The 14,856-nt window shown below is 74.6% G+C and carries 16 protein-coding genes and 1 pseudogene; 9 read left to right on the top strand and 8 right to left on the bottom strand.

Annotation, left to right across the window (positions count from 1 at the left end; translation table 11 throughout):
• Positions 1-6: 6 nt before the first annotated feature.
• Positions 7-978 carry a YafY family protein gene (locus K7640_RS28520; protein WP_222958036.1) on the top strand — a complete coding sequence of 324 codons (972 nt, stop codon included), beginning with the start codon at positions 7-9 and terminating at the stop codon, positions 976-978.
• Between the two features lie 38 nt (positions 979-1,016).
• Here the strand turns inward: K7640_RS28520 and K7640_RS28515 are convergent, their stop codons facing one another.
• Entirely contained in the window at positions 1,017-2,918 is a 1,902-nt protein-coding gene (locus tag K7640_RS28515) for a prolyl oligopeptidase family serine peptidase (RefSeq protein ID WP_222958035.1), read from the bottom strand.
• Positions 2,919-2,995: 77 nt separating this feature from the next.
• The gene (locus tag K7640_RS28510) at positions 2,996-3,538 is read right to left on the bottom strand and encodes a DUF1062 domain-containing protein (RefSeq protein WP_308042822.1); all 543 of its coding nucleotides are present in this window, start codon (positions 3,536-3,538) and stop codon (positions 2,996-2,998) included.
• 361 nt (positions 3,539-3,899) lie between these two features.
• Here K7640_RS28510 and K7640_RS28505 point away from each other — a divergent pair, with 361 nt between their 5' ends.
• The 3 genes from K7640_RS28505 to K7640_RS28495 all read left to right on the top strand — a co-directional run bounded on the left by K7640_RS28505 (position 3,900) and on the right by K7640_RS28495 (position 5,970).
• Positions 3,900-4,679: a class I SAM-dependent methyltransferase gene (locus K7640_RS28505; protein WP_222958032.1), complete on the top strand. Its 780-nt coding sequence runs from the start codon at positions 3,900-3,902 to the stop codon at positions 4,677-4,679.
• 255 nt (positions 4,680-4,934) lie between these two features.
• Positions 4,935-5,333, top strand: coding sequence for a PadR family transcriptional regulator (locus K7640_RS28500; protein WP_222958031.1), 399 nt, complete (start codon positions 4,935-4,937; stop codon positions 5,331-5,333).
• Positions 5,308-5,970: a hypothetical protein gene (locus K7640_RS28495; protein ID WP_222958030.1), complete on the top strand. Its 663-nt coding sequence runs from the start codon at positions 5,308-5,310 to the stop codon at positions 5,968-5,970. The genes K7640_RS28500 and K7640_RS28495 overlap by 26 nt, the downstream gene beginning before the upstream one ends.
• A gap of 17 nt (positions 5,971-5,987) precedes the next feature.
• Here K7640_RS28495 and K7640_RS28490 read toward each other — a convergent pair whose 3' ends face one another.
• Positions 5,988-6,464 carry a DUF1992 domain-containing protein gene (locus K7640_RS28490; protein WP_308042821.1) on the bottom strand — a complete coding sequence of 159 codons (477 nt, stop codon included), beginning with the start codon at positions 6,462-6,464 and terminating at the stop codon, positions 5,988-5,990.
• 117 nt (positions 6,465-6,581) lie between these two features.
• Between K7640_RS28490 and K7640_RS28485 the strand changes: the two genes are divergently transcribed.
• Positions 6,582-6,992, top strand: coding sequence for a DUF1232 domain-containing protein (locus K7640_RS28485; RefSeq protein ID WP_222958027.1), 411 nt, complete (start codon positions 6,582-6,584; stop codon positions 6,990-6,992).
• A gap of 15 nt (positions 6,993-7,007) precedes the next feature.
• Here the strand turns inward: K7640_RS28485 and K7640_RS28480 are convergent, their stop codons facing one another.
• Positions 7,008-7,556: a GNAT family N-acetyltransferase gene (locus K7640_RS28480; RefSeq protein WP_222958026.1), complete on the bottom strand. Its 549-nt coding sequence runs from the start codon at positions 7,554-7,556 to the stop codon at positions 7,008-7,010.
• 131 nt (positions 7,557-7,687) lie between these two features.
• On the opposite strand from K7640_RS28480, the gene K7640_RS28475 reads away from it, so the two are divergent.
• On the top strand, positions 7,688-8,338 hold the full coding sequence (locus K7640_RS28475; RefSeq protein WP_222958025.1) for a LysE family translocator: 651 nt from the start codon (positions 7,688-7,690) through the stop codon (positions 8,336-8,338).
• Between the two features lie 148 nt (positions 8,339-8,486).
• Positions 8,487-9,428 (top strand): hypothetical protein, encoded by a 942-nt coding sequence (locus K7640_RS28470; RefSeq protein WP_222958024.1) that lies wholly within the window; start codon positions 8,487-8,489, stop codon positions 9,426-9,428.
• 73 nt (positions 9,429-9,501) lie between these two features.
• Here the strand turns inward: K7640_RS28470 and K7640_RS28465 are convergent, their stop codons facing one another.
• The 4 genes from K7640_RS28465 to K7640_RS28450 all read right to left on the bottom strand — a co-directional run bounded on the left by K7640_RS28465 (position 9,502) and on the right by K7640_RS28450 (position 12,895).
• Positions 9,502-10,011, bottom strand: coding sequence for an NUDIX domain-containing protein (locus K7640_RS28465; RefSeq protein WP_222958023.1), 510 nt, complete (start codon positions 10,009-10,011; stop codon positions 9,502-9,504).
• Between the two features lie 9 nt (positions 10,012-10,020).
• Positions 10,021-10,854, bottom strand: coding sequence for an SDR family oxidoreductase (locus tag K7640_RS28460; RefSeq protein ID WP_222958022.1), 834 nt, complete (start codon positions 10,852-10,854; stop codon positions 10,021-10,023).
• Positions 10,851-12,188, bottom strand: a complete 1,338-nt coding sequence (locus K7640_RS28455; protein WP_222958020.1) for an NAD(P)/FAD-dependent oxidoreductase — start codon at positions 12,186-12,188, stop codon at positions 10,851-10,853. The genes K7640_RS28460 and K7640_RS28455 overlap by 4 nt, the downstream gene beginning before the upstream one ends.
• A gap of 62 nt (positions 12,189-12,250) precedes the next feature.
• On the bottom strand, positions 12,251-12,895 hold the full coding sequence (locus K7640_RS28450; RefSeq protein WP_222958071.1) for a TetR/AcrR family transcriptional regulator: 645 nt from the start codon (positions 12,893-12,895) through the stop codon (positions 12,251-12,253).
• A 79-nt stretch (positions 12,896-12,974) separates the two neighbouring features.
• On the opposite strand from K7640_RS28450, the gene K7640_RS28445 reads away from it, so the two are divergent.
• Entirely contained in the window at positions 12,975-14,324 is a 1,350-nt protein-coding gene (locus K7640_RS28445) for an MFS transporter (protein ID WP_222958019.1), read from the top strand.
• 12 nt (positions 14,325-14,336) lie between these two features.
• A pseudogene (locus tag K7640_RS28440) lies at positions 14,337-14,856 on the top strand (hypothetical protein); the annotation flags it as partial.

Here is a 14,856-nt window from a genome sequence, read left to right as displayed (position 1 = left end):
TGATCCATGTCGCATCCCCTCACCCGTGTCCTGACCCTGCTGGAACTCCTCCAGTCGCACCGGCGGCTTCCCGGCTCCGAGCTGGCCGATCGGCTCGGCACCGACGTCCGCACCGTGCGCCGGTACGCCGCGCAGCTGCGCGAACTTGGCATCCCGGTAGAGGCCGAACGAGGACGCCACGGCGGCTACCGGCTGGCCCGCGGCTACCGGATGCCACCCTTGGTGCTCACCAACGACGAGGCCCTCGCCGTCGTCGTGGGCCTGCTTGCCGCTGAGCGGCTGGGCATGAGCATGGCCACCCCCGCGAATTCGGGCGCACTGGCCAAGATCGAACGCGTCCTACCGGACAGCCTGCGGGAGCCGCTGGCCGCCATGCGAGAGACCTTGTCCTTCACGACGAACGCGGTGACCGCCCAGGCACCCGAGACGGGTGTGCTGCTGGCCCTGGCCCAGGCGTCGCGTGCCCGCACCACCGTCGGCATCAGCTACCTGTCCTGGCACCAGGACCAGACCGAACGTGACCTCGATCCCTACGGCGTCGTCTTCCATCGTGGCCGCTGGTACGCCGTCGGCCGCGACCACCGGCACGACGGCCTACGGACCTTCCGCATCGACCGCATCGCATCAGTCACGACCCGCACGCAGACCTTCACCGCCCCCGACGACTTCGACCCGGTCACCCACCTGACCTCGGCACTGGCCCATGTGCCCTACCAGTGGGACGTCGAGGTTCTCATCCAGGGCCCGCTGGACGACATCGCCCGCCGACTGCCCCGCTCCGCCGTGACACTCACCGCAGACACCGCCGGTGTCCTGATGCGCGCAAGGGCTGAGCGCCTGGACGGAATGGCCCACCTGCTCGCCTCCCTGGAATGGCCCTTCACCATCCACCGACCCGACGAACTACGGCAAGCCCTGAAGAACCTGGCAGAGCAGCTCACCGCAGCCGCAGCGCGAGCACCGGGACAACCGTCGTAGGCGTTGTTCCTGGTCTGGAAACCACGGACGCGCCCCGGTCAGGGCCGGAGCCAGCGATCGAACCACGCGCGGGTCCGGTGCATGACGTCGAGTTGGTGGGCGCGTTCCCGGATCGAGTGGCCCTCCCTCGGGTAGATCACGAACTCGTGCTCGACGTCGAAGTGGCGCAGCGCCCGGTGCAGGTACACGGCCTGTCCGACGGGGACGTTGCTGTCCTCGGCGCCGTGCAGGATGAGCACCGGAGTGCGGATGCGGCAGGCGAAGGAGATCGGGCTGACCGCGTCATGTGGGTGCGGGCCGACGCCGGACCAGCCGGTGCTGCCGCCGAGCGCGGCCTCAAACTGGCCGTTCTCCCCGACCGCGGCGAGCATGCCCCAGTCGGTGACGCCGGCGCCGACCAGCGCGGCGCGGAACCGGCCGGTCTGACCGATGGCCCAGGCGGACATGAAGCCGCCGTGGCTCCAGCCGGCGATGCCCAGCCGGTGGGGATCGGCGATGCCCTGGGCGATGAGCAGGTCGATGCCGGTCTGGATGTCGGTCCACTCCTCCTGACCGACCCGGCCGGCGACGCTGGCGGCGAACTCGTGGCCGTGGCCCTGACCACCGCGCGGGTTGGGCAGGAACACCGCGTAGCCGGCGGCGGCCAGCCACTGCGCGCTGGGAAACCAGAACAGCTGGCAGCGGTCGGCGTGGCGCTCGTACGGACCGCCGTGCACGATGGTGACCAGGGGGAACGGGCCCTCGGACGCGGTTCGTCCGACCGGCAGCACGAACAGGCCGGCCAGGTCGAGGCCGTCGGCGGCGGAGTAGGCCAACGGTTGTTGCGTGCCGAGGGCGATGCCGTGCAGTTCCGGGCGGGTGTCGGTGAGCCTTCGCAGCGGCCCGGTCGGCGGACCGACGTACACGTTCGTGGGTTGGTACCGGGTGCCGGTCAGGGCCGCGACGACCGCGCCGGTCGAGGTCGTGGTGAGGTCGTCGAGGCGTCCTGGACGCCGCGACAGAATCGTGGGGCCGGCGGGATCGAGCCGGGCCACCGCCGTGTGCAGGCCGTCGGCGAAGACGACAAGGGGGGCGGCGTCGGTCTGGCACAGCTCGGTGGGGCACATCGGGAGACCAGCGGTGCGGTTGCGCCGGACGCGGCTGCCCAGGGCCAGGTCGAACACGGCGGTGCCGGCCTGCAGCAGCGGCGGGGTGAGCGCGAGATAGCCGAGATGCCAACCGTCCTCGGCCGGCCACCAGGTCAGCGCGCGGGCGTCGACCTCGACCGGCCCGAGGTCCTCGGCGATGCCGGTCGCGGCGTCGAACAGGTGCAGCCGGCTGGTGCGGGGGCCGTAGTCGCTGTCGGCGCTGGCCTGGGTGAGCACGGCGAGCGGGCCGCCGTCGGGCCGCTGCCGCAGTTCCACCACGTGCCGGTCGCCGAACACCGCCGGCGTGGTGATCCGGCCGGTGCGCAGGTCGAGCAGGCGCACCCGGGCACGCGGCTCGCGCTCGCCGACGACGATGGCGTCGTCGCGGTCCCGGGTCCGGCGGGTGTCCCGCTCGGTGGGTTCATCCTCGGCGAGCAGCGCGACCAGATGCGGGTCGGCCAGTGGCAGGTGGTCGATGATGCCGGCGCGCCAGCTGGTCAACGCGGTCACCGTGGCGTCGGCGACGGTGAGCCTGTGCACCTGCGGGGTGCCGCGGTGGGCGCGGTCGGACAGGAAGAACAGCGTCGCCGAGTCCGCCGACCAGCGCGGCCGGGACTCCGTCGCGGTGTCGCCGGTCGCCCGGCGCGACGCGCCGGCGGCCTCGATGTCGGCGAGCCAGATCTCGGTGTCGAGGTGGTCACCGATCCGGCTGCTGGGGGCGAGCACGTAGCAGAGCAGACGCCCGTTGCGGGCGAGCACCGGGGTCCGCGGGTCACGACCATCGACCACGGACTCGGCGGTCAGAACTGTCATGCGATCAGTCTGCAACAGCCCCGGCCCGTCGCCGGGGTGGCCGGGCGGCCCGTTCGGGACACCCGGCCACCCCGGCGCTAGTTCCCGGCCGTCACCGTGAAGGTGAATCCGGCGATCGTCGGACGGCGCAACGAGATGTCGCACTTGATCCGGCGCAGTACCTCGCTCCTGCTCAGGCCGAGCCCGTGCGCGATGAGTCGTCCCGGGCGCACCGGCACCGGCTCCTCGAAGGCGACCTCCACCTGCAGCGGCCAGGCCTCGTCGAGCGGTGGCGGCGGCGGGGCGTCCAGCCGCCACGCCCCCGTCCAGTCCAACGCGAAACGGTTGCGGCGGGCGAGCAGTGGATCCATCAACCGGGACGCCACCAGGTCCGGGTCGTTGGTGTGATAGCCGTGCAGCGCGGCCGGGTCGAAGGAGCCGACCGGCATCCGCTCGTGCACGGTGAGCTTGATCGTCCGATCGCAGGACACGCAGCGGACCAACAGCCACACGTCCAGCAGCTTGCCGTTGGCGTTGACGCGGAATCTGCCGTCGCCGGTGGTGGCCGACGCCGCCCCGCAGTCCGCGCACCGCAACGACAGCAGCGGCAACCTCGTCCGACGAACGACCCAGGGCAGCACGATATGAGGTGATGAAGACATGAGTTCTCGAGACCTGATCTCTCTAGACCTGACACGAGGCCGATTACGCGCGACCTCGGACGCCGCATGACCGGGCGCCCCAGGGCAGCCCGGCAGAACCGACGGCAGCGTCGGTTACCGATGCGCGGAAGAAGGTGTCAGGTCTAGAGAGCAGGCGGGGTCACGTGGTCAGTCCTCTGTCCTCACGGCGACGGGCTGCCGGCAACCTACGGGAACGCGGAAGGCCGGTTCAACCGCTTTCCGACCGGCACGTCAGTGCTGCCGGCCCCGGCCGGACGCGCCCGACCGAGGCGGCTGGCGGGAGACACCAGGATTCGCTCGCCGTCGATAGGGTGACCAGATGGGAGAGGACGAACGACTCCGGCACTCCTCGTCGTTCGGCCCGGCCGCGACCGCGTACGCCGAACACCGCCCCGACTACGCGCGGACCGCGGTGCGCTGGGCGCTGACGCCCGCGCCCGGCCCGCGCGTGCTCGATCTCGGCGCGGGCACCGGCAAACTCACCGCCACGCTGGTCGCGGCGGGCGCGGACGTCACCGCGGTCGAGCCGGACCCGGCGATGCTGGCCGAGCTGCGCCGTGCCCTGCCGGACGTCCGTGCCCTGCCGGGCAGCGCCGAGCGCATCCCGCTGCCGGACGGGTCCGTCGACGCCGTGCTGGCCGGCAACGCCATGCACTGGTTCGACATGGCCGTCGCCGGCCCGGAGATCGCCCGGGTCCTCGCGCCCGGTGGCATCCTGGCCGGCCTGTGGAACGTCCTGGACGACCGGGTCGACTGGGTCGCCGCGCTGGCCCGGATCAGCGGGAGCGCGGCCGTCGGCCCACGGGACACCCCGGCCAGCTGGCGCGCCGAGACGGCCGACCTGCACCTGCCCAGGACCGGCGCAGCGCCACGGTTCGGCTCGCCCGAGCAGGCCGAGTTCCCGCACGGGCAGCGCCGCACCGCCGACTCCCTGGTGGCGACGCTCGCCACCAGGGCGGGGATGCTGGTCATGCCGGAACAGGACCGCCAGGCCACGTTCGCCCGGATCCGCGCCTTCCTGGCCAGCCGGCCGGAGACCACGGACGGCGAGTTCACCCTGCCGATGGCGACCTGCGTGTTACGCGTCCGGCGACGCTGAGCAACGGGCGTCACGCCACACGTGACGTGGCGTGGCCGCTGCCGAGCGCACCGGCGAGCAGTGCGCTCGGCAGCGGCGGTAGAACGCCGGCCATGCCCACCCCCATGTCGCCGAAGCCGATCGATGGTTGGCGGACCCTGGCACGGCGCCGTCCACGGTGGACGCTCCTGGCCGTCCCGGGTGCCGCATCCCGCGAATTCCCGGACGGCGTCCCGCTACTAGACGGCGCATAGTACCGGCCGTATTATGTGACGCATGATAGTGGCCGGCGGTTCGGACGACGGGGGCGAGCGGCAGGCCCAACTGCTGCGCGGCTGCCTGGACATGTGCCTGTTGGCGCTGCTCGCTGTCGAGCCGGCGCACGGCTACGAACTCGTACGCCGGCTCGACAGCGCCGGCTTCGGCACGGTCAGCTACGGCACGGTCTATCCGTTGATCACCCGGCTGCACCGCTCCGGGCTGGTGGCCAACGCGCTGCACCCCAGTCCCAGCGGCCCACCCCGCAAGGTCTACCGCCTCACCGACGCCGGCCAGGCCCGGCTGCACGCCTGGCGCGACCAGTGGACCCAGTTCGCCGACGTGGTGAACGCGACCCTCGCCACCCGCCCACCGAACCCAGGAGACGAACATGAGCACGTCGACGTCGGCCGTTGACGGCCTCCTCGCCGCCGCAGACCGGGAATGGCGCGCGCTCGGCATCCACCGCCGCGACCGGGCGGGCCTCGCCGCCGACCTGCGCGCCGAACTCGAGGCCGCCGCCGCGGACGGGCTCGACCCGGCCGAACTCCTCGACGCCGACCCCGCCCAGTTCGCCAAGCGGATCGCCGAGGAGACCGGCGTCGACCGGGTCCCGGCCCGCTACGGTCAGGTGCTCGGCGTGGCCACGGCAGGCGCGCTGGTCGCCCTCATCGTGGGCCTCGTCGTCGCCAACGGCCTGCACGAGCTGTTCGTGGCGGCGTTCGACCTGCCCCGGGGCGTACGCGTGCCGGTGTTGCTCGCCGCCGGCGTCTTCTACGGCGGCGTCGCGGCGTTCATCGTGGCCGGCGTGGTCCTCGCCCTGCGCGTCGCCCTGCGCGGTCTGCCCCGCGTCCGGCACACCGCGAACCGGGCGGCGCTGCTGGTGCCGCCCGCGCTGGTCGCCGGGACGGCTGCCGCGGTGGGGGTCAACGCGGTGCTCGACGACCCGTTCACCCCGCTGGCGATCGGCGCCGAGGCCGCCATCGTCCTCGCCGCGTTCCTGGCCGCGGTGGCGCTGGCCCGCCACTGGTCGGTGACGGCACCGACCGGCTGAACAGCGGCCGGGCCGCGTCACCGGTCGGCTCGCCGCCACGGCAGCCGCCACCGCCGGCGCGGCCGGGCCGGCGGGCTGGGGGCGCTGGCGGTCGCCGGGGCCACCGGCGCCGACCGCCGCGCGTGCCACTGCCGCACCACCGCCTCGACGTTGACCGGGCGGACCACCACCCGAGGCCCCGTCGGGGTGCGCAGCCAGTCGACGATCTGCCGGTTCAGGTCCGCGACGAACGCCCGTACCGACTCCTCGGTGGGCAGGTCCCGCACCTCGTCGGGGAGCTGCTCGATCTTGCGGCGCAGTTGCAGCGGAGTGGGCAGCAGCAGGTCGGTGGGGAGCTTCTCCCGCTCCAGGAAGCTCTTGATCCACCACGCCTCGTCGTACGGCTCGTTGCCGCCCGGGATCGGCTTGCCCATGCCGGGCAGGTTGTCGAACTCGCCGCGCTCCTGCGCCGAGCGGATCTGCGCCTCGACGGCGGCCTCCCAGCTGCTGGTCACCCCGTCACCTCCCGCGATCCACCGTATCCGCCCCGGCCCGCGACGGTGCAGCGTCCGCCCGGCGGCCGGCATTCCCCGGGGCGTACATTGCCCGCAGGACCCGGCGAGGAGGCAGCGGTGCGCGACTGGCTGATCGGCCTGGCGGTGGCGGTGGCCTGCCTGCTCGCGAGCTGGGCGCTGCTGGTGCTGCTGGCCCGCCGGCTGCCGCCCGGCGTGCTGCGCGATCTCGCCGCGTTCATCCCCGACTGTCTGACCACCGTCCGCCGGCTGCGCCGCGACCCGCGGGTGCCGCGCCGGGCGAAGGTGGCGATCGTGTTCGCCGGGCTCTGGCTGGCCAGCCCGATCGACCTGATCCCCGAGTTCCTGCCGGTGATCGGCCCGCTCGACGACATCGTGGTGGTGGCCCTCGCGCTGCGCTACGCGGGCCGGCAGGTGCCCCGCGAGGTGCTGCTCGCCGCCTGGCCCGGCGAGCCCCGGCTGCTGCTGCGCCTGCTGGGCGCGCCGCCCGGCGGTCCGGTCGCCCGATAGCCGGGCGGCCCGGGATCAGCCGCCGCGGCGGACGTGCCGGTGCCCGTCGCGGGGAAACGGCGGCCGGGCGGGCAGCACCTCCGCGAAGGCGTACCCGCTCTTCTCGGCCACCCGGCACGACGCCGGGTTGTCGATCTGGTGCAGCAGCTCCAACCGGGCGAGGCCACCGGCGGCGAAGCGGGTGAAGGCCCAGGCGCTGACCGCGTCGACCGCGCGCGGCGCCACCGCCCGACCCCGGGCGGCGGCGGCCGTCCAGTAACCCACCTCGGCGTACGGCCGGCCGGGCAGGACGTCCTTGAGGACCACGTTCGCCACCAGCCGCTCCCCGTCGGCGGTCGCCTCCAGCACGGCGAAGCTGAACCGGCGGCCGGCGGCCCAGCCCTGCCGGCTGCGCCGCAGGAACGCCCGGGCCTGCGCGGGTGTGGTCACCGGGTACCGGGTCCAGCTGCGCAGCACCGGGTCCCGGTAGGCGTCCAACAGCGCGTCCCGGTCGCCGTCGCGCCAGGGTCGCAGCAGCAGCCCCGGCGCGGTCGAGGTCGGCGCGGCCCGCAACACGATCGGCACGGCGTCAGTGTCACCCGTGCGGGCCGCTCGTGGCGACCCCGCCCCGCCGAAGCACACCGACGTGAGCGCCGTCACCGCCGTGGCGGGCGGCGGGGCGTAGGGTCCGGTCCAGGACGGCACGGGGAGGTCGGATGGTCACGCTCGCGGCGGTGGTGGGGATCGCACTGGTGGCGTTGGGGCTGGTGCTGACGCCCGGCCCGAACATGGTGTACCTGGTGTCCCGGTCGGTCACCCAGGGCCGGCGGGCCGGGCTGGTGTCACTGCTCGGGGTGGCCGCCGGTTTCCTGGTCTACCTGGCCGCGGCGACCGCCGGGATCGCCACGGTGTTCGTGCTGGTCCCGCCGCTGTACACGGCGGTGAAGCTGGCCGGGGCGGCGTATCTGCTGTGGCTGGCCTGGCGCACGCTGCGCCCGGGCGGGCAGTCGGCGTTCACCCCGGCGCCGTTGCCGCCGGACCGGCCGCGGCGGCTGTTCACCATGGGCCTGGTGACCAACCTGCTCAACCCGAAGATCGCCATCCTGTACGTGTCGCTGCTGCCGCAGTTCGTCGACCCGGCGCGCGGGCACGTGGCGACGCAGAGCCTGCTGCTGGGGTTGACCCAGATCGGCGTGGCGCTGACCCTGAACACGTTGATCGTGCTGACCGCCGGTTCGGTGTCGGCGTTCCTGACCCGGCGGCCGGCCTGGGCCCGGGTCCAGCGGTACGTGATGGGCAGCGTGCTCGCCGGTCTGGCCGTACGCATCGCGGCCGACCGTTCCCGCGCGGCGGTGGCGACCGGCTGACCGTCCACTGCGGAGGCCGGCGGGCGGATCCCCTTTCCCAGTAGGCGAATCCGGGAGTTCGTTCGCGCCTTGACCGCCCTGCGGTCGCCCCATAGCCTGCGCTCGACGATCTTTGCGGCATCCGGCCTCAGGTCGTCGAGGAGGCGACATGGGATTCAGCAGGCGGCTGTCCGTGGTGGGTGCGGCCATCGTCGGCGTCCTGGTCCTGTCCGGACAGCCGGCCCAGGCGGCCTACTTCAACACGTACACCACTCTGGCCACCCTGCCCGACACGAGCGGTGCCACCGGGGTGCAGGGCTTCGCCGCCGGGGCCACCTACCTCTACTCGGTCAAGGCCCGGACGGCCAACGACCTCTCCGTCATCTATCGCGTCCACAAGACCACCGGCGCGCGGGTGCAGATGACCAACGGCACCAACAACACGTCGACCAACACCTGGCTCGGCCACGGCAACGACATCACGATCGTCGACATCGACGGACAGCACCACATGTTCATCGTCACGATGAACGAGACCGGCGCGCAGCTGGTGAAGCTTCGCTACGAGGGCACCACCTACTACTACGTCGGGTCATACCAGGTGCACCTCGACGGGGCCCCGTTGACGGTGTCCGGCATCAACCGGGTCTCGGTCACCGGCACCACGATCACGTTCATGTTCAAGAAGGGCAGGACGATCTACAACGGCAGCCTGCCGCTGCGCGCCAACTCCGGGACCATCAACCTGACCAAGGCGTTCACCCTGCAGGTCGAGGGCGCCCTCGTCAACGGCGCCGTGGTGCCGGACCTGGCGGACTTCACCAACCAGGGGTTCTTCTACGACGAGAACCGGCGGGTCCTCTACAACCCGCTGACCAAGGACAACCGCAGCATCGTGCTCGTCTACCGGGACGTGTCGCCGGCGACGACAGGGACCGCGCCCGCCGCCACCGACCTCTCCTTCCGCATCACGTCCTCGGCGTATCCCGTCAAGTTCGAGATCGAAGGCGTGGGGCTCAGCGACGGCAAGCTGTACTTCAACACCAACCGGCAGAGCGCCAGCGGGACCTCCGACGGGGTCCACGTGTTCGACGGTTACGTCGCGTCCTGACGCGCGCAGCGGAGGGCGCGCGGTGGCCCGGCGATCGCGCCACCGCGCGCCCCCCGCCCGCCGCTGTCCGCGGTCAGAGCGCGTCGGGCTGCCGCAGCGCCGGGTGCTTCTCACCGGGCGCGGCGTGCCAGGCGCGGGCGTCCTCGGCGGCGGTGGTGTCCAGCCGCAGCCGCGACCAGTCGTCCAGCTCGGGCAGCGCGTCCGGGGCGAACCAGCCGACCTCCAGTGACTCGTCGCCGTCGGCGGTCGGGCTGCCACCGACCGGGCGGCAGCGGAACCACACGTTGAGGTATTCGCAGACGTCCCCGTTGGGATAGACGACGGGGTGGGTGGCCACCCCACCGAGCCGCTCGATCTGCACCCGGACGCCGGTCTCCTCGAACACCTCGCGCAGCAGGGCGTCGGCCGGCTGCTCCCCCGGCTCGATCGTGCCCGCCGGCACCGACCAGCGGCCGTTGTCACCGCGGCGCACCAGCAGCACCCGCCCGGCCGCGTCGCGGACCACCCCGCTGACCCCGGGCAGCAGGATCAGGTCGTGTCCGACGTGGGCGCGCAGCGTGGCGACGTACGGGGGGACAGGCATCGACGGATGCTATCCGATCATGTCGCGGTGCCGGCGCACCATGCCCGCGGCCAGCGGGGCCGCGTCGAGGTCACCGGCGGCGATCCGGGCGGCGACGGTACGCCGTACGAGCCGGTCGGCCAGCGCCGGGGCGTGTCGGGCCAGCGCCATCTCCAGCCGTCCCCGCCGGGTGGTGGCCACGTCCCGGGGTGCCCGCCGGGCGGTGGCGGCGCGCAGGATGGCCGCCACCACGCCGGCCACCGGCTCCAGCCGGGACACCCCCTGCAGGGACAGCCCGGCGTCGGCGGTGCTGTCGTGGATGGGCGAGGCGACCATGCTCGGGTAGACGACGCTGACCCCGACGTGGCTGCCGACCTCGTGGCGCAGCGCGTCGGCGTAGGCGACCAGCGCCCGCTTGCTCACCCCGTACGCGGCGGCCAGCGGCAGCGGCAGCAGGGCCATCCGGCTGGCCACGAAGACCACCCGGCCACGGGCGGGCACCAGGTCGGGCAGGGCCGCGGCGGTGACCCGCCAGGCGCCGAGCAGGTTCACCTCGAGCTGTTGGCGGACCACCTCGTCGGGCGGCAGCTCGGCCGGGGCGGGACCGCCCACGCCGGCGTTGTTCACCAGCAGGTCGAGCCCGCCGAGGCGGTCCACCGCCGCCCGTATGGCGGGGCCGACGGCGGCGGGGTCGGTCAGGTCGGCGCCGACCACCGGCGCGCCGGCGGCGGTGCCCGGGTGCCGGTCCAGCCCGACGACCCGCGCGTCGGCGGCCCGCAGCGCGGCGCACAGCTCCCGGCCGAAGGTGCCCCGGGCGCCGGTGACCAGCACCCGCCGGCCGGCCAGGCGCGGCGACGCGGTCACGGCCGCACCGCCGGGAAGGTCACGCCCCGCCCCCGGGCGGCCCGCCGGGCGCCGGCGGTCACCTCCCGGGCCAGTTGGGCGAGGTACGCGTCGAAGTCGACCCGCATGGCCGGGCGCCGCTGCCCCCAGCGGGCGGTGGCGGCGCGCAGCTCGGCGCGGATGTCGGCGTGCTGGGCGGCCGGGTCGGGCAGCGCGTACCGGCCGGCGAGGTGTGCGGCGACCAGCCGGGCCTGCGCCTCCAGCAGCGGGAACGCCGCGCCGGTGGACTGCATCAGCCCGACCAGGGCCAGCCCGGGCAGGTCGGGGTGGAAGACGTGCCGGTACAGCGGCAGGGCCTCCGGGTCGCCGCCGAGCAGCGCCGGGTCGAGGAACGGCAGCTCGACCCGGTATCCGGTGCACCAGATCACCAGGTCGACGTCGTCGGCGCGCCCGTCGGTGAAGGTGACCCGGTGACCGTCGAAGCCGGCGACGGCGGGGCGGGCCTCGATCTCGCCGTGGGTGAGCCGGGTCAGCAGCCCGTCGGAGAGGGTCGGGTGGTCCTGGAGGAAGCCGTGCGCCGGGGCGGGTAGCCCGTAGCGGGTGGGCGGGCCGACGGTGGCGGTGAGCATCCGCTGGCTGATCCGCTGGCGCAGCCGCCAGGGCAGCCGGCGGGCGAGGGCCCCGTTGAGGGTGTCCGACGGCCGGCCGAGCAGGTACTTGGGCACGATCCAGACGCCGCGGCGCAGCGACAGCAGGGTCCGGCTGGCCGCGTACGAGGAGTCGACGGCGATGTCCATCGCGGAGTTGCCGCCGCCGACGACCAGCACCCGGCGCCCGGCGAGTTGCTCCGGCCCCCGGTAGGCGTGGCTGTGCAGCTGCTCGGCGGCGCACCGGCCGGGCACGTCGGCCGGTGGTTTCGGCACCCGGTTGTGGCCGTTGGCCACCACCACCGCGTCGGTGGCGACCTCGACCGGCCCGTCGGGCCCGGTGGCGCGCACCGTCCACCGGCCGTCGCCGGTCGGGGCGACGTGCTCGACGGTGTGCCGCAGTCGCACCGCCGCGCGCAGCCCGAACCGGTCGGCGTAGTCGGCGAGCCACCCGGCGACCCGTTCGTGGTCGGGGTAGTCGGGCCAGTGCGCCGGCATCGGGTGGTCGGCGAACTCGGTGCGGCCCTTGCTGGTGTTCAGGTGCAGCGTCCGGTACGCCGGCGACCCGGCCGAACCGTAGACCCACAGCCCACCGACGGTGTCGCCGGACTCGAAGCAGACCGCGTCGACGCCCGCGTCGGCGAGGGCCTTGCAGGTGGCCAGCCCGGCCGCGCCCGCCCCGATCACCGCCGCCGTCGGCCGTGCCATCGTCACCACTCCCCCGGGTTAATCCAACGCTCGTCGGATAATTGCCGGTGGCCGGCGCCGCGTCAAGGGCCGGCCGGCCCGTACAGCCCGTCGAGCAGGCGGTGCAGGAAGGCCCGGAACTCCCGGCGCTGGCGGGCCGGCGACCCGACTCCCGCGGCGAGGGCCACCACGTGCCCGTGCACCGCCCAGACCAGGCTGCGCACCGTCACGTACGGCGTCGGCTCGACCAGCGCGCCGGCCGCCGCGGCGGCGTCGAGCAGGTCGGCGACCAGCCGGTACAGCGGGGCGGCGTACCGCTGGTCCAGCTCGGCGTGCCGCTGCGGCTCCAGCCAGCGGCGCAGCCACAACGCGGTGGTCTCCGGCCGGTCCTCCAGGAAGTCCACGAACACGTCGACCAGGTCGTGCAGGGCGGCGCGGGCGGCGGCCGGCCCAGCTTCGAGGGCGGCCCGGGCCCGACCGGCCGCCGCCTCCAGGGCGGCCCGCTCGGCGGCGAACACCCGGGCGAAACAGGCGTCGTAGAGCTGCGCCTTCGTACCCGTGTGGTGCGAGACCGTGGCCACGTCCACCCCGGCGGCGGCGGCGACCTCGCGCAGCGAGACGGCGTCGAAGCCGTGCCGGGCGAACAGCGCGGTCGCCGCGGCCAGCACCACCTCCCGGGTGGGTCGGCTCTCGTCGCGGCGGGGCCGGCCGGGGCGCCGGCGGGGCATGGTCATGGCCGCCATTCTGCCCCTACAATCCAGCAACCGTTGGATTGCTGGGCGGCGTGCCCGGAAAGAGGAGGCGGCGATGACCGGGTCCGACGCACGGCCGCATACCCTGCCCCGGGGGCCGCTGCTCGGCTTCGCCACCGGGTCGCTCGGCATGGGCGTCTGGGTGACCGTGCCCGGCCTGCTGCTGCTCTACTTCCTCACCGACGTGCTGGCCGTGACCCCCTGGCTGGCCGGGCTGGCGCTGCTGCTGCCCAAGGTCGCCGACGTGCTGCTGCACCCGTGGATCGGGCACCGCTGCGACGTGGAGCAGACCCGCCGGGGCGACCGGCGGCGGCTGCTGCTGATCGGCTGCGCGCTGCCGGTCGCCTTCGTCACGCTGTTCGCCGTGCCGGGCGGGCTCACCGGCGCGGGCGCGGCCGGCTGGGTGGCGCTGGCCTTCGTCGCCGGCAACCTGCTCTTCGCCGCCTACCAGGTGCCGTACCTGGCCACCCCGGCCGACCTGCGGATCGGCTACCACGAGCGGACCCGGCTGATGGCCTTCCGGATGGTGGTGCTGACCCTGGGCATCCTCGCCTCCGGGCTGCTGGCGCCGCTGCTGGCCGGCGGGGACGCGGCCGACCGGGACGGCTACCGGCGGATGGGCGTCCTGCTCGCCGCCGGGATGCTGGTCACCATGCTGGTCGGGGTCGCCGGGATCGGCCGGCTGCGGCGGGCCGCGGCCGCACCGGCGGCCGGGCACGGCGGCGGCTGGCGGGCCCTCGCCGCGACCCTGCGCGACCGGCAGTTCCGCCCGCTGGTCGCCGCCTACCTGGCCATGTCCACCACCACCCACCTGGTGCTGGCCGGGGTGCCCTACTACGCCCGCTACGAGTTGGGCCGCCCGGCACTGACCACGGTGCTGGTGGCCGCCTTCGTCGCCCCGGCGCTGCTGGTCACCCCCGGCTGGCTGGCGGTCGCCCGGCGGGTCGGCAAGCAGCGGGCGCTGCTGACCGCGCAGGGCGCCTTCGCGGCCGGCTCGCTGGTGCTGGCGGTGGGCCGCCCGGCCGGGCTGCCGGTGCTGGTGGCGGCCGTGGCGGTGCTCGGCGTCGCGTTCGCCGGCATGCAACTGCTGCCGTTCGCGATGGTGCCGGACGTGATCCGCGCGGGCACCGGCGCCGCCGGCACCTACACCGGGGTGTGGACGGCCACCGAGGCCACCGGGGCGGCACTGGGCCCGTGGGCGTACTCGCTCTGCCTCGCCGCCGGCGGCTTCGTCGCCTCCACCGCCGGCCAGGACGTCGCGCAGCCCGACTCGGCGCTGGCCGCCATCCGATGGGGTTTCGGGCTGCTGCCGGCGGCGGCGATGCTGCTGGCGCTGCTGCAACGCCGCTACACGCTGGACGCGACGGCCCGCCCGGCCGCCGCCGGGGACCCGGCCCGGCACTAAACTCTCGCCTCGATGGACGCCGACACCGCCCCCGACGCCGAGACCCGCCCCTGCGCGCACTGTGGAGCGCCGGTGCCGCAGCGGGCCGGCGCGGGCCGGCCGTTCCGCTACTGCCGGGACAACGACGGGGCGTGCCAGCGCGCCTCGCGCAACACCCGGATGCGCCACCGCAACGCGCCGGGCCTGCCCGGGCAGGTGGCCCGCACCTGGGAGGCGGTGGACCGGCTCGACCAGGTGGTGGCGAGCCTGACCGAGGCGCTGCACGCCGAGCTGTCCCCGGTCGGGGTGGAGCGGCAGCTCGCCCAGCTGCGCGCGGAGGCGGCCGCGCAGGTGGCGCAGGCGCACACCGACCGCGACGAGGCCCGCGGCGACGCCGAGACGGCCACCGCGCAGGCGGCCCAGGCCCGGCAGCAGGCCCGGGACGCGGCGGCGCAGCGGGACGCGGCGCTCGCCCGGGCCGCGGCGGCCGAGACCGGGGCCGCCGAGGCGCGGCGGCAGGCCGAGCAGGCGGTCGCCGACCGGGACGCGGCCC

The organism is Micromonospora sp. PLK6-60, from assembly GCF_019890675.1.
Lineage (GTDB): Bacteria > Actinomycetota > Actinomycetes > Mycobacteriales > Micromonosporaceae > Micromonospora.
Note: the sequence above shows the minus strand (reverse complement) of the source record. Positions and strands in the feature narration are given on the sequence as shown.